Origin of the sequence: Polyangium sorediatum, from assembly GCF_029946465.1 — a bacterium.
In the GTDB taxonomy this organism is placed as follows: Bacteria; Myxococcota_A; Polyangia; order Polyangiales; family Polyangiaceae; genus Polyangium; species Polyangium fumosum.
Genome location: NZ_JARZHI010000001.1, coordinates 18,558 through 32,379, shown reverse-complemented (window position 1 = coordinate 32,379; position 13,822 = coordinate 18,558). Strand labels below are relative to the sequence as shown.

General features: G+C 71.8%; 9 protein-coding genes. 4 read left to right on the top strand and 5 right to left on the bottom strand.

The genetic code is table 11. From position 1 onward, the window contains the following. Positions 1-148: 148 nt before the first annotated feature. A complete protein-coding gene (locus QHF89_RS00130; protein ID WP_136965083.1) occupies positions 149-1,453 on the bottom strand; it encodes a S1C family serine protease in 1,305 nt (434 codons plus the stop codon). Between the two features lie 283 nt (positions 1,454-1,736). On the opposite strand from QHF89_RS00130, the gene QHF89_RS00125 reads away from it, so the two are divergent. From QHF89_RS00125 to QHF89_RS00110, 4 genes are all read left to right on the top strand, one after another. Continuing rightward, complete coding sequence (locus QHF89_RS00125; RefSeq protein WP_232379900.1) at positions 1,737-2,294, top strand: RNA polymerase sigma factor; 558 nt, start codon at positions 1,737-1,739, stop codon at positions 2,292-2,294. A gap of 4 nt (positions 2,295-2,298) precedes the next feature. Beyond that, a complete protein-coding gene (locus tag QHF89_RS00120; protein ID WP_136965082.1) occupies positions 2,299-6,858 on the top strand; it encodes a VIT domain-containing protein in 4,560 nt (1,519 codons plus the stop codon). An 82-nt stretch (positions 6,859-6,940) separates the two neighbouring features. Beyond that, complete coding sequence (locus QHF89_RS00115) at positions 6,941-7,411, top strand: hypothetical protein (RefSeq protein WP_136965081.1); 471 nt, start codon at positions 6,941-6,943, stop codon at positions 7,409-7,411. Further along, positions 7,408-8,313, top strand: a complete 906-nt coding sequence (locus QHF89_RS00110; RefSeq protein WP_136965080.1) for a 3-hydroxyacyl-CoA dehydrogenase family protein — start codon at positions 7,408-7,410, stop codon at positions 8,311-8,313. Before QHF89_RS00115 ends, QHF89_RS00110 begins: the two co-directional genes overlap by 4 nt. Positions 8,314-8,386: 73 nt before the next feature. On the opposite strand, the gene QHF89_RS00105 is transcribed toward QHF89_RS00110, so the two are convergent. The 4 genes from QHF89_RS00105 to QHF89_RS00090 are packed head-to-tail and all read right to left on the bottom strand — an operon-like array spanning position 8,387 to position 13,505. Continuing rightward, the gene (locus QHF89_RS00105) at positions 8,387-9,064 is read right to left on the bottom strand and encodes a hypothetical protein (protein WP_136933483.1); all 678 of its coding nucleotides are present in this window, start codon (positions 9,062-9,064) and stop codon (positions 8,387-8,389) included. Positions 9,065-9,121: 57 nt separating this feature from the next. Then, entirely contained in the window at positions 9,122-9,760 is a 639-nt protein-coding gene (locus QHF89_RS00100; protein ID WP_136965079.1) for a hypothetical protein, read from the bottom strand. Further along, positions 9,757-12,558 (bottom strand): PEP/pyruvate-binding domain-containing protein, encoded by a 2,802-nt coding sequence (locus tag QHF89_RS00095; protein ID WP_136965078.1) that lies wholly within the window; start codon positions 12,556-12,558, stop codon positions 9,757-9,759. The genes QHF89_RS00100 and QHF89_RS00095 overlap by 4 nt, the downstream gene beginning before the upstream one ends. Before the next feature lie 35 nt (positions 12,559-12,593). After that, complete coding sequence (locus tag QHF89_RS00090; RefSeq protein WP_136965077.1) at positions 12,594-13,505, bottom strand: alpha/beta hydrolase; 912 nt, start codon at positions 13,503-13,505, stop codon at positions 12,594-12,596. Between the last annotated feature and the right edge of the window lie 317 nt (positions 13,506-13,822).

Genomic DNA, 13,822 nt, shown 5'->3' with positions numbered 1-13,822 from the left:
GACGGAGCGGCTCGCCTTGTCTCGTTCCTTTGAGGGGAGCCGAGAGCCGCGCTCGTCATGGTCGGGATCGTTCGGCGGGGTGTCAACGAGATCCCGCGAGAGGGGTCGTCGCGGGCGTCGTTTCCAAGGGGATCAGATGGGATCGACCTTACCTCCTCCGGTCGAGCCCGTCCGCTCTGGGACGGGCTTGCGTGGGGGGCGCTGCATCGCCGAGCGTCGGGAGCTCGGCCGGGTGCGCCGGCGGCGCCTTCGGTGCGGCGCGCGGATCGGGCGCCTGACGGAGCACGACCGTGACCTGACGATACTTGCCCTGGCCAAACACCGTAAGCGGCACCTTCTCGCCGACCGCGTGTGTCCGGATGACCTCCGCGAGCTGCTCGGGGCTCGTCACGGGCACGCCGTCGACGGCGACGATCATGTCGCTCACGGACGCGTCGCCGCCCTTGAGCTTGGCCTCGGCCGCGGGGCTGTCCGGATGGATGCTCTGCACACGGACGCCCTTGGCGAACATGCCGACCTCGGACGAACCCTGGATGCCGAGCCAAGCCGCAGGCGCGACCGCGGTCGGCGGGACGCTGCGCAGGAAGCCGCGGATCGCGTTCATCGGGATGCCGAACGCGACGGGGGTGCAGGGGCGACCTTCGTTCGGGGAACAGCCGCGGCCGAGGAGGGCGACGACGCGGCCGTCCTCGTCGATGACCGGCGCGCCGAGGTCGAGCGGCGAGATGCGCGAGCCGAGCTCGAAGGCGTTCGCGAGCGTGGCGTCGTCGGCGCCGAGGAGGTTTTTCCGGCCGCGGATCACCATCTGCGCGACCGAGGGTTTGCCCTTGGGCCCCATCGCGAAGCCGCGGATGGTCGCGTCGGTGCGGAGCGGGTCCCGCGTGGAAGCGACGAGCCCTTCGGTCCAGCGCCCCGACTGCGGGACGAGCAGCGCGAGGTCCCACGTGCGATCGTGGTGGCCGAGCTTGACGCGGACGACGGCGCCGTCGGCGAAGCGCGCTTCGAGATCGTTGCCCGAGCCGAGCGGCGAGAGCGCCGCGAGGATCCGACCATCGCCCGCGAGTGCGACGCCGAGCGAGAGGGGCTGGCCGGCGCGCTCGATCGCCACGACGCCGCGGAGCGCCTTCTCCTCGACGGAGGGCTCCTTCTTGGCGTTGGGATCTGCGGGCGTGTTGGGTTCTGCGGCGGGCGTGGGCGCGGGCGGGATCGCGGCGGGCAGTTGCGGGGGCGGCGCGACGCGGCGCGGCGGCGCGTTCGGCTGAGGCCGAGCGACCGGCGGGGCATCGACATCGGCCGGGGCGACCGCGGGCGCCGACTGGGCGAAGACCGCCGTCGGGGCCATGAGCGCGAGGACGGCGAGGCACCCCGCGATCGACCAGCGTTGACGATTCTTCACGCCGGAGGTGTGACCGAACGTGGAGGACTTGGCGGGCGAGGCGGGGAAATTCGTCATGGGAGGCGCTCCTCGAAGCTCGTCGGCGAGATCGGCGCTCGCGCGATGATGTAGCGTGGACGGGGGCGCTGCAAAGGTCGCGCCGTGGGCGGCCGGGCCGCCGGCGAGGGGCCGGCGATCTCGTTCGATCCTACCACGGCGCGGGGCGGGGCGCTCCGGGTCCGCGCGACGTCGCTTTCCGGGGGTCCGCGGGAATCGCTTCGGTCGCGGTCACAAAAGAGGAGCTCCGAGCAACATGGCAGGCGAAGAGGCAACCATGGCCCCGGGTCTGGCACGTGCAGAAATGAAGGAAGGCCGATCGCACGCCGAGGAGGCGCGCGACATCGAGGAGCTCCTCGCGGCGGGCAACCATCGCGAGGCGCTCGCGCGGTGCGCCCGGGTCTACGCAACGCCGATCGGTCGGCTTTGCATGGCCTTCACGGGCTCGCAAGCGGACAGCGAGGAGCTCGTGCAAGAGACCTTGCTGGCCGCGTACGACGCGTTCCCGACGTACCGAGCGGAAGGAAGCGTGCGGGCGTTCCTGTTCGGGATCGCGCGTCGCATCTGCGGTCGGTTCTCCGAGACGCAAGCGCGGCAGAAGGCGCGGCTGCGGCTGGTGCACGACACGTCGTCGGGACGTGCGGACGCGGGCGAGCTCGCGCTGGAGAAGGAGAGGGCGACGCGCGCGCGCGACGCGCTCTCGAAGCTCAAGCCGAGTGAGCGGGAGGCCTTGGTGCTTCGGTACGACGCGGGGCTCAGCTTCCGAGAGGTGGCCCAGGCGTGCGGGATCGACGAGGCGGCGGCGCGCAAACGCGTGAGCCGCGCGCTCGGGAAGATGCGAGCGGAGATCGGCGAGGAGTGAAGCGATGAGCACGAGCGAGACGAACGAGGGTGGGCTCTGCCGCGAGGTCGAGGAGCGAATCGCCGAGGTGCTGGACGGCTCGGCGCCGAAGGAGCTCTTCGATCACATCGCCGACTGCGACACGTGCCGGGACCTGCGGCACGACGCGGAGCGCGCAGCGGAGTTCGTGGGGCACACGGGCGGCGATTTCCGGGTCGACGCGGGCTTCGCGGACAAGGTGCTCGCGCGGCTCGACGTGGAGAACTTGAAGCCGCCGGCCGGCGTGGCGCCGAAGAGCGCCGAGGCCACGGTGTCGGCGCCGCGCACGGCGAAGAGCGTGATCGCCGAGGATCGGGTCTCCGAGCCGAAGATCACGGACATCGCGACGGCGAAGACCGAGGTCGCGAGCGCGACGACGGAGAGCGAGCCCCCGCGGACGCGGACGAACACGTTGGTGTCCAAAGGTTCGGAGCGTGGGCTCGATGCGACGCAGCCTTCGCCGATGGTGAACGACGAAGTGAAGGCGGTCGAGCCGACGCAGTCGATCACGGAGCGTGAGACGCCCCGTTCGCGCGCGCCCGAGGCGAAGAGCGCGACGACGGGAGCGGCGCGCACGGCGCCGCCGCAGACGACGAAGGGGGGCGAGGGAGGCAAGGTCGTCTCGCTCTTTCGCCGCCCGACGTTCGTCGCGGGGCTGCTCGGCGCGATGGCCGCGGCAGCCGCCGTCGGGTTCTACTTGAAGGGACAGAAGCAAGGGCCGGAGGAGCCGAAGTTCGAGGCCGCGTGGTCGGGCAAGATCGACTCGATCTCGCGCGCGTCCGCCGACAAGGAAGGCGGGCTCGAAGCGTGCGACGCGAGCGGCGCGTGCAAGCCGGTGAAGCCGGGATGGGCGTTCAAGAACGACACGACGCTGCGCACGGACGCACGCACGCGGGCGTACGTGTCGCTCGCGGACGGCTCGCAGCTCGCGATCGATCGAGGTTCGTCGATCTCGCTCGAGGGCGGCAAGGTGCGTCAGGCGAAGCTCGTGGAAGGGACCATCGTCGCGGACGTGGCGAGCCTGAAGCACGGGCCTTCGGCGAAGATCAGCGTCGATGACGGCGAGGTCGAGGTGGTCGGCACGAAGCTCGTCATGACGGCCAGCAAGGGCCGCGCGAGCGTCGAGGTGGCGCGGGGCGTGGTGCTCGTGCGTTCGGCGGCGTCGGGCAAGCCGGTCGCCGTGCGCGCGGGCGAGGAGGCGACGATCGAGAAGGGTCGCGAGCCGCTCGTGGCGAGCACGTCGAGCGTCGCGGACTCGCTCGAATGGAGCGATCGATCGCCGGAGGAGCTCGACGCGCCGGTGCTGCGTGGGCTCGGCGAGCTTCGCGCACGCAAGCCCGGACAAACCAAGGAGAAGGACCACGCGGTGCGGCTCGCGAAGCACTCGGTGAAGGTGCGCATCGTGGACGTCGTGGCGCGCACCGAGGTCGACGAGACGTTCACGAACGACACGGACGAGGAGCTCGAAGGCATCTTCCGCTTCCCGCTGCCGCCGGGCGCGCAGATCGAAAAACTCGCGCTGGAGGTGGACGGCAAGATGATGGAGGGCGCGTTCGTCGACCGCGACAAGGGCGCGGCGATCTGGCGCGGCGTCATCCAGAACGCGGCGCCGAAGACGCCGAAGCCGCGCGAAGAGATCATCTGGGTGCCGGGGCCGTGGCGGGATCCGGCGCTGCTCGAGTGGCAGCGCGGCGGGCGCTTCGAACTCAAAATTTTCCCGATCCCGAAGCGCGGATCCCGCCGCGTGGTGCTCACGTACACGCAGACCGTGGACCAGGCCGCGGGCGTCCGACGCTTCACCTACCCGCTCGCGCACGATCCGAGCGGGACGACGAAGATCGACGCGTTCGACCTCGACATGCAGGTGCTCGGGCACGACAAGGAGTTCGGCGTGCAGACGCGCGGCTACGAGCTTTCGCCCTCGGGCGGCGACGCCGCGGCCGAGCGGCGCACGCTGAGCGCGACGGGGTTCGTCCCGGCGGGGGATCTGACGGTCGAGTACGCGCTCCCCGATCGGGAGCGCGAGGCAACGGCGTGGGCGTACCGCATGGAGCCCACGAGCGCGCCGCTGCCGGAGGAGCCGAAGGACGGGCCGGCCGCGACGAAGGCAAAGACGAACGAGGAGAAGGACGCAGCCGCGGCGGCGCGCGCCATCGCGTTTGATTCGTCGCCGTACGTGGCGATCGCGCTCCGGCCGAAGCTGCCGCGATGGCAGGAGGCGAAGGAGCGCGTGCACGCGATCGTCGTGGACGCGAGCCGGTCGATGATCGGCGAGCGTTTCTCGCGGGCGACGCGGCTCGCCTCGACGATGGTGCGCGAGATGGATCGGCGCGACTCGTTCGTGCTGCTCGCGTGCGACACCGTATGCCGACCGATGACGCAGGACGGCCGCAACGGTTTGCCCACGCCGAGCGCGCCGGGCGCGGCGGCGGCGGGCGAGGTGGAGCGCTTCCTCGGGAGCGTCGAGCCGGACGGCGGCAGCGACATGGCGGCAGCCGTGAGCGCGGCGCGGAGCGCGGCCGGATCACTCGGCGGCAAGGAGCTTCGGATCCTCTACCTCGGCGACGGTACGCCGACCGTGGGCCCGACGCGGCCTTCGCACATCGAGGCCGCGGTGCGCAGCTCGCTGTCGGGCAACGATGGATCCGTCGTGTCCGTGGCGATGGGCGCCGACGCGGATCTGACCTCGCTCGCGGCGCTCGCGCGCGGCGGCGGCGGCGTCGTCGTGCCGTACGTGCCCGGGCAAAAGGTCTCGTCCGCAGCGCTCGAGGTGCTCTCCGCGGCGTACGGCGTGACGCTGCGGGATCCGGAGATCGAGCTTCCGTCTGGGCTCACGCAGGTCACGCCGGGGCGGCTCGATCCGATCCGCGCCGGCGGCGAGACGTTCGTCGTGGCGCGCATGTCGAGCGGCGACGCGATCGAAGGGGCGATCCGGCTGCGCGGCCGCGTCGCGAGCGAGCGGTTCGAGCAGACGTACCCGATCAAGATCCTCGCGACGTCGAGCGCGGGCAACGCGTTCGTGCCGCGGCTCTACGCCGCCGCGAAGATCGCGGAGCTCGAGAACACGGGCGGCGCGTCGAGCAAGCTCGCGGCGATCGAGCTGTCGAAGCGCTTCGCGGTCGCGAGCCGCTTCACCTCGCTGCTCGTGCTGGAGAGCGAGGCGATGATGAACGCGTTCGGCCTCGAACGAACGCGCGTCGCGCCGACGTTCACGGGCGAGGAGCTCGCGAAGAGCTCGAACGCGGACGCCGAGGGCGAGGAGAAGGCCGCCGAAGAGGCGAAGCAGGAGGCGGAGGCGGAGGCCTCGGCAGACCTCGACACGCGTGGCCCTGCGAAGGGCAAACGAGCCGAGTCGGCCCCCGCGGCGGAGGCCCCGTTCGACGCGTTTGGCGACGACAACCTCGCCCCGGGCGCTGCGGCGCCGAGCATGCCCTCGCCTCCGCCCGCGCCGACCGGAACGGTGGCGTCGGCGCCGAAGCCCGCGTCCAAGACCGCGGGAGGCGGATGGAGAGGCCGCAGCGCTGACGAGGACATCGGCGCCAGCAGCGGATGGAGCGGCACGCGACGGCCCTCGCAGCGCCTGGTCCCGATGCGGAAGATCTTTGAACGCAAAGGATCGTTCGAGGCGCTGAACACGCTTGCCTCGCAGAACGCCACGAAGCTGCTCGCCGCCGAGAACGCCTTCGCGAGCACGCCCGACAGCCGCGACAAGACCGTGGAGCTCTTCGCGCTCTACGCGACGGCGGGGCGCCTCGGCGAGGCGCAGGAGCTCACGGCGAAGTGGAGCGGGCGCGACGCGCTCGATCCGGATGCGCTCACGGCGCGCGCGGATCTCGCGGCGCGGCAGGGCGACAGGGAGCGTGCGATCCGGATCCTCGGCGGCCTCGCGGACGTTCGTCCGGGTGATCGCGCCACGCAGACGCGGCTCGCCGAGATGCACGAGGCCTCGGGCAACCGCGCCCTCGCCTGCGAGCACCGCATCGCGCTCGCGGACATGGCGCCCGGCGAGGCGAAGCTCGTCGCGGACGCGGTGCGCTGCGCGAACACGCTCGGCATGACGGAGCTCGCAAGCCTGCTCAAGCTCGACGCGAGCGAGTCGGTACGCAACTCGATCGACAAGCTGCTCGCGCAGCCCGAGACCCCGGCCGCGTCCTCGCTGCGCGGTGACATCCAGGTCACGGCCGAGTGGACGGGCGGCGTGGACCTCGACATCGGGCTCATCGACGGGCAGGGCCGCCGCACCTCGTGGCTCGGCTCGGCCGGCAAGGCGCTCGTCAGCGCGCGGGACGTGACGAGCACGCGGACCGAGGCGCTCGGGCTCGTGAACACGCCTTCGGGCAGCTACGTGGTCGAGATCGCCCGCGCATCGGGCGCCGACCAGAACATCCCGGTGCGGGGCGAGCTCTTGCTCAAGCTCGCGGGCGAGACGCGGAAGGTGCCCTTCGTGCTCACGGGTCCGCGCGCGGAGGTCGGGACGATGCGGGTGTTCTTCACCTCCCGCCTGGTCCCGGTCACGGACAGGCCCTTCAATCCCTGGGGTCCGTGAAACGGAAAGCCCCCGGAGCGCGCATCGTCCGGGGGGCTCCCCATGGACTTCGGGCCGGAAGTGGGGCATTCCCTCCCCCACCATGAGCGCAGCGCACGACGCCCACGGAGCTCACGCCGCGGGCCACCACGCCTCCCACGATCACGATCACTTCGACAACGATCCGGTGCAGGAGCTGCCGGCGGACGAGCCGCGCACGCCCACATGGATCCCGATCGTGGGGCTCTTGTTGTTCTTCTTCGCGGGCACCGCGTGGCTGCTCGCGGGCAGCGGCGACGAGGCCCAGCCGAAAGCCGACACGGCGCCCGCCCAGGCCGCGCCGCAAGCCGCGCCGCAGCCGCAACCGCAGCAGCCGCAAGCTCTGCCCGGGCGCGTGCCGCCGGCGGTGCCGCTGACGCGTCCGGCGCCGGCGCCGCTTGGCTCGGGCGGCCTGCGTCAGCTCTCGCCCGATCAGGCGAAGCAGATCCAGCAGCAGATCGAGGCGCTCCGCGCGAAGCAGCAGCAGCAGGGCGGCGCGCCGCAGCCGCAGCCGGCGCAACCGGTGCCGCGATGAGCGAGTCCGTGCAGGCCTCGGACGTGCGTCGCGTCGTGGTCCTCGGCGCGGGCACGATGGGCCAGGGCATCGCGCAGGTGATGGCGCAAGCCGGGTACGTGACGCACCTCTACGATGTCGATGCGGCGCGGATCGGGCGCGCGATCGAGTCGATCAAGCAGGCGACGGATCGACTCGTGCAGAAGGGCAAGATGCTGAACGAGGCGCGCAGCGAGCTCATCGGCGCGCTCGTGCCCACGTCCGATCTCGCCCAGGCGTGCAGCGACGTGGACCTCGTGATCGAGTCCGCGCCCGAGCAAATGGAGCTCAAGGTCGGGCTGCTCCGCGAGGTGAAGGCGCTCGCGCCGGAGCGCGCGATCCTCGGGACGAACACGTCGAGCTTATCGATCACGGAGATCGGCACGCGCACGGCCGCCGCGGCGCGCACGATCGGCCTGCACTTCTTCAACCCGCCGCCCGTGATGGAGCTCTTGGAGGTGGTGCGCGGGCTCGGCACGGACGAGGACGTCGTGGCGACGAGCCTCGCGATCGCCAAGCGCATCGGCAAGACGCCGATCGTCGTGAACGACATGCCCGGCTTCGCGACGAGCCGCCTCGGCGTGGTGATCGGCGCGGAGGCGATGCGCATGCTGGAGAGCGGCGTGGCCTCGGCGGAGGACATCGATCGGGCGATGGAACTCGGCTACCGGCACCCGATGGGCCCGCTCAAGCTGACCGACCTCGTGGGCCTCGACGTGCGGCTCATGATCCTCGAACACCTGCACCGCGAGATCGGCGAGCAGTTCCGGCCGCCCGCGATCCTGCGGCAGATGGTGCGCGCGGGCAGGCTCGGCAAGAAGAGCGGCGAAGGGTTTTACCGCTGGACCGAGTCGGGCCCGGTGCCCGTCGCGCACAAGCGCTGAGACGACCCGACAAACACGAAGGCCCGCGGGCGGTCACGCCAGCGGGCCTTTTCGTTTGGGCGGAGCCGGCTCGTTACTTGTTGAGCTTGTCCTTCTTGGCGTTCTCTTCCGCCTCTTTTTCACGCTCGGCCTGACGCTTCTGGATGCGCTCCTTCACGGCGGCGTAGTCCTTCTCGTCCTTCACGCGGCGGTCGATGACCTTCTGCCGCTCCTCGGGCGTGCCCGCGTACCCCTTCGCGTCGGCTTGATCCTTGAGGAACTGGGCGTACTTCGCCCACGCCTCCTTGCTCACGTCGAGCTTGCGCTGCCGCTCGCGCAGGTCAGCCAGGACGAAGAGCACCTTGGACTTGAGATCCGGCGGGCCATCCTTGTTCAGCGCGACGTTCCACACGGCCTCGGCCTCCTCGGGTTTGCCCGCGGCGAGCTGTGCCTCGCCGAGCCGGTAGAAGCCGAGCATCTTCGACGAGTCGATCTTGATCGCGTCCTGGAACGTCGTCACCGCGGCCGGGAAGTCACGCGCGACGAACGCGTCCTCGCCCTTCTTGATCGCCTCCATGTACGGGCTCAAGCCCTTCTTGTTCTCGGGATCCTTGAGCGGTCCCGCAGGCGCCGCGGGGGCCGTGGGAGCTGCCGCGCCCGCAGCAGGCTTGGCCGCGTCGGCCTTCGCAGGGGCCGCACCCTGGCCGAGCGCCGTTCCGGCGAGCGCGAACGAAGAGATCACGAGGGAGGCAACGAGCAGACGGCTTGCCATGGCCCGAGCAGCCTACCTCAGCCCCGGACGGCATGGAACTTCTGCCGAAAAGAAACCCTACCGGCCGTCCGCCGCCGCGTCGCCCGGACCCGCGTCCCCAAAACTGCCGGAATCCCCCGGCGAACCCGCGTCCGACGGGGCCTCCTTGGCCTGCGCAGGCGCCGCCGGCGCGCCGAGCGGGGCGAGCCGGCCTTCGGCGTCGGGCGGCCACGCGAAGCGCTGCACATCGCCCGTGGCGCGGTCGACGAGCGCGACGAACGCCGTCCGCGGGCTGTCGGCCATGCGCACCTTGAGGCGCGTCGAGACGTTCGTGAAATCCGGGCCCCGCAGCGGGTCGCGGCGCCGATTGTTCGGGTCGCGATCGAGCATCGGCACGTCGAAGCGGATCCGATCGAGCAGCTCCTTGCCGACCCAGAACTCGACCGCGAACCGGCCCATCATGCGCAGCGTGGGCGTCGGCGTGTCCACGAGGACCGACGAAACGCGCGGGAGCGCGGCCTTGCCGCCCTGGATCGAGATATCGAAGACCCACTGCTTCTTCGACGCGTTGCCCGGCGGATCCGGGACAAAACCACCCTTGGGAGGCGCGGGCGCGGCGGGCGCCTTCGCCCGGGAAGGCTCGGCGAGCGAGAGCGCAGCGGCAGCGCCGAGGGCAGCGCCGAGGCCGAGCGCGAGGAAGAGGCGGCGGTGCTTCACGTGTCCTTGGACCTGACATCGTCGCCGAAGATTTCAATCGTCCCGCGGTCCCCATCGACGCGGACGCGATCGCCGGTGCGAATCGCCACGGTCGCGCCCGGGACGTTGACGACGGCAGGGACGCCGTACTCACGCGCGACGATCGCGGCATGCGAGAGCGGGCCGCCGAGCTCGGTGACAACCGCGGCCGCGACGAGGAAGAGCGGCGAGAGGCCGACGTCCGTCGTGCGCGTGATGAGGATCTCGCCGACGCTGACGGCGTCGAGGCCGCCGGTGCCGGGCGCGAGGACCCGCGCGCGGCCCTCGACGACGCCACTCGAAGCAGGCAGGCCGACGAGGCGACGGCCCGACGCCGGCGGGAGCTGGACGGGCGGCGGGCGGCCGATGAAGGTCGGCGGAGGATCGGGGCGCTGCGCGTCGCGCAGGTGCTCGGCGCGGCGCAGGCGCGCGACGTGGCCGATCTCGGCGCGACCGCTGCGGAGCGCGAGGATGAGCTCTTCGTAGGTGCAGAAGAAGACGGCGCCCGTGGGCAAGGAGGGGTCGATGCGGCGGAGGCGTCGATCGACGTCGAGCGCGATGGTGCGGAGCATGCCGAGCACACGCGTGACCCACATGCGCATGCGCTCGCGGAGGCGGGTGAAGCGCTGCGTGCGCGTGACGAGGGCGCGGACGGCGTAGAGCATGGCCGGGCCGATGCGCGTTTCGAGCTGCGCCATCTCGCGATCGGCGAGGGCACGGGCACGGGCGAGCGCGCGGTCGGGGTCGCTGTCGGGCGCGCGGAGCGCGGCGACGAGCATGGCGAGGACCGCGGAGGGATCCTCGCGCCAGCGCGGCGTTTCGAGCTCGGCCTCGCGGACGGCGCGATCGCCGAACGTGTCGAGGAACGCTTCGAGCTCGCGACGCGTGGGTCCATCGGGGAGATCGTTCAGCGCGCGGACCTTGCCGGCGAGGAGGCGCTCGCGGGCCTCGGGTTCTTCGCGGGCGCGCATGGCGATGCGGGCGAGCGCGACGCCGGGGCCCGCGCTTTCGAGCTCGCGAACGCCGCCGACGAGGGCGTGCGCGAGGGACGTGCCGGTCGAGAGGGACCGGGGCATGAGCGGGTCCGTCGCGAGCGCGTCGTCTTCATCGTCCCGCGCGGAGGAGCGGCGCGCGGCGACGCGATCGAGGAGGCGCGCGAGCGCGAGGTGGCTCGCGAGGGAGGCCGACGCGCACGAGAGCATCAACGTGCCGGTGCGATCGAGCAGCGCGCTCGCCGTGCGCAGCGTGGTCGCGAGCGCGTCGTCGGGCAGGAGGCCGAGGTCCATCTCGGCGAGGGAGCGGCGCGCGCGCTCGGCTTCGATCTCGTAACTCGCGACGTCGCGCTCGAGCCGCGCCTGGCTCGCGAGCACACGCGGCCCCACGAGCGGCAGGCGCGCGAGAAAACCTCGCTTCGAGACGTCCTCGGTCTGTCGTTCGAGGAGCGCGATCGCGGCCTCGCCCGCGCCTCCCGAGGCTTGCAGGAGCGCGCGGGGCGAGAGCAGCGGGACCTGCGCGGCGATCTGCATGAAGGCCGTGAGGTTCAGGTAGAAGCGCCCGTGCACGTTGGTGACGAGATGCGCGCCGCGCGGGATGCGGCAACCGAGCGCGGCGAACGCCTCGCGAAACCCCTTCTCGCTGAAGCTCCGCGCGATCGACCACGTGAGCGGCGTGGCCGCGCCGGGCAAGGCCTCGCCGACGTTCGCGCGTGACCAGACCGTCTGCGCATCGCCGCCCTCGGGAAAACCCCCGCCGCCGATCGGGCGCGCCTGCAAGAGGAGCACTTGATCCTTGCCCTCGGGCGTCCGCTCGACGGCGAACTCCACGTCGAAGGGCCCTGTGCCGCCTTGTTCGAGCCGGCTCGCGAGATCGCCGAGCTGCCCGATCGCATCCGCCGAGAGCGCGGCCTTCCTCGCGTGATCCTCGGGGATCGAGACCTCCTCGATACCACGCGGGCCCACGACGAGCGCGCGCCGCTTCTCGGCGACGATCGTCGCGACCACGCCGCCCGCCTTCGAGAAGCGCACCGCGTCCGTCGGCATCGCGCCCTCCACGACGGGCGCGCCGAGCCCGAGCGTGACGTTGACGAGTCGCTCGTCTTCGCCCCAGTGCTCCCCCGCGAGCCCCGGCGGCGGCGCGGTGAACAGCACGCCCGCGGCCTCGGCGCGCGCCATCACCTGCACGAGCACGGCCATGGCCACGTCACGCACGCCGTGGTGCGCGAGGTACTCGATCGCGCGCGGCAAAAACGCGCTCGCCCACACCTGCTTGATCGCCGCGGCGAGCCCCTCGGGTCCACGCACGCCGAGCACCGTCGTCGCGAGCCCGGCGAAACTCGTCTCGTCGCCGTCCTCGCACGTCGCGCTCGATCGCACGGCGAGCCCCCACGGCGCGCTCTCGCCGACGTCTGCCCAGAGCGCCTCGATCGCGGCTTGCAGCGGCGCGGCGAGCGCGGATGCCTGGATGCGATCGCGGGCGCGCGCGGCACGATCGATCCCGGTGCGGCTGCCGGCGAGCTTGATCAGCGTGGGCAGGTCGTGGCCGCGCGGCAGCGTGGTCTCGGCGAGCGCGTCGAAGTGATCGGCCGGCAGGACCCAGCCGCGCGGAACGGGCAGACCCTCGCGGACGAGGCGCCCGAGGCTCGTGGCCTTGCCGCCGAAGCGCCGGGCGTCGCCGCGCCTGCGGCTCCAGGCGAGCGCGAGCGGACGGAGGGTGTTCTCGTAGCCGTTCGGCGTGTCCGTGCCGCCGGGCGTTCTACCTGCTCGCGCCGAAGGGTCGACCACGCCGACGCCTTACCATGCTTTGTGCGCGGCGGCGCTCAGGGGGCGGGCCATCCGCGCAGGACACGCTCGTGCCACAGCAGCATCTCGGCCCCGCCGGGCCCGCGATTCCAGGCGTAGTCATGGGGGCCCGGCGTCACGACGAGCTGGTGCGGGACCTTGACGTCCGCGAGCGCCACGGAGAGCGCTCGTACGGCTGGCAGGAACGGATCCCCGTCGCTCGACACGAGCCGGAGCGCGAACGGCTGCCGATCCATCGCGGCGCGGGCGAGCTTGGCGAAGACCGGAGCCTCGTCCGGCTTCAAGGCGGGCTGAAGCGCGCCGACCGCGCCGAAGATCTCCGGAAACGCGAACCCGACGAAGAGCGCGAGCCGCCCGCCCATGCTCACACCATCAATGCCCGTCGCCGCGCGATCCGTGGACGCTTTTGCTTCGGCGCGCACGCGCGGCAGGAGCACGTCCGTCACGAACCGGCCGAAGGGCGCGGCGCCTTTCTCGGATCGATCCGCGACGACGGGCGTGTACGGACAAGCGACGACGAGCCCTTCGTACGGGTGCTTCGCGAGCGAGTCGTTCATCTGCGCGAGACGTTCGGATCGGAAGAACCCTTCGAGATCGACGCCCGTGAGCGGCGGCGCGGAGAGCCTTCGATCGAGCCGATCGAGGCCGTAGTCGTCGCGCCACGCAAACGCGCCGACCTCGAGGCCGCGCCCGGATTCCCCACGACCATGCAGCGCGACGAGGATGGGGAGCGGCCTTGCAGACGGCGGCGTGAGCACGAGCGCGCGCTGCTCATCGGTCGGAAACGAGAGGTCTTTCCAGCGGAGCCCGTCCACCGGTGACGGCGGCGTCTGCTTGCTGCGACAAGCGCCGAGCGAGAACGCGGCGAGGCCGAGGAGGGCGCGGCGGCGGGTGAAGGCGCTCGGGGGGGTGCCAGGGTCGGCAGTCATGGTGGCATCGTGAGCGCTCGTGTCGGTCCTGGGTATGCGAACACCCTCCCATGACTCCTTCGAGAGGGTCTCATCCTCCCCGAACACCCTCCCACCACCCCTTCGGGCTGGTCCCATCACCCTCCAACACCCTCCCATGACTCCTTCGAGAGGGTCTCATCCTCCCCGAACACCCTCCCACCACCCCTTCGGGCTGGTCCCATCACCCTCCAACACCCTCCCACCACCCCTTCGAGCAGGTCCCATCCCCCTCCAACACCCACCCCGAGCCTCTCCCCGGCTGCCTCGACCCTCCTCCAACACCCTCCCACCACCCC

What these genes read in the sequence shown, in the direction of transcription:
- QHF89_RS00115 (WP_136965081.1), top strand. Translation starts at nt 6,941, where the DNA reads ATGAGCGCAGCGCACGACGCCCACGGAGCTCACGCCGCGGGCCACCAC.
- QHF89_RS00125 (WP_232379900.1), top strand. Translation starts at nt 1,737, where the DNA reads ATGAAGGAAGGCCGATCGCACGCCGAGGAGGCGCGCGACATCGAGGAG.
- QHF89_RS00130 (WP_136965083.1), bottom strand. Translation starts at nt 1,453, where the DNA reads ATGACGAATTTCCCCGCCTCGCCCGCCAAGTCCTCCACGTTCGGTCAC.
- QHF89_RS00105 (WP_136933483.1), bottom strand. Translation starts at nt 9,064, where the DNA reads ATGGCAAGCCGTCTGCTCGTTGCCTCCCTCGTGATCTCTTCGTTCGCG.
- QHF89_RS00090 (WP_136965077.1), bottom strand. Translation starts at nt 13,505, where the DNA reads ATGACTGCCGACCCTGGCACCCCCCCGAGCGCCTTCACCCGCCGCCGC.
- QHF89_RS00120 (WP_136965082.1), top strand. Translation starts at nt 2,299, where the DNA reads ATGAGCACGAGCGAGACGAACGAGGGTGGGCTCTGCCGCGAGGTCGAG.
- QHF89_RS00110 (WP_136965080.1), top strand. Translation starts at nt 7,408, where the DNA reads ATGAGCGAGTCCGTGCAGGCCTCGGACGTGCGTCGCGTCGTGGTCCTC.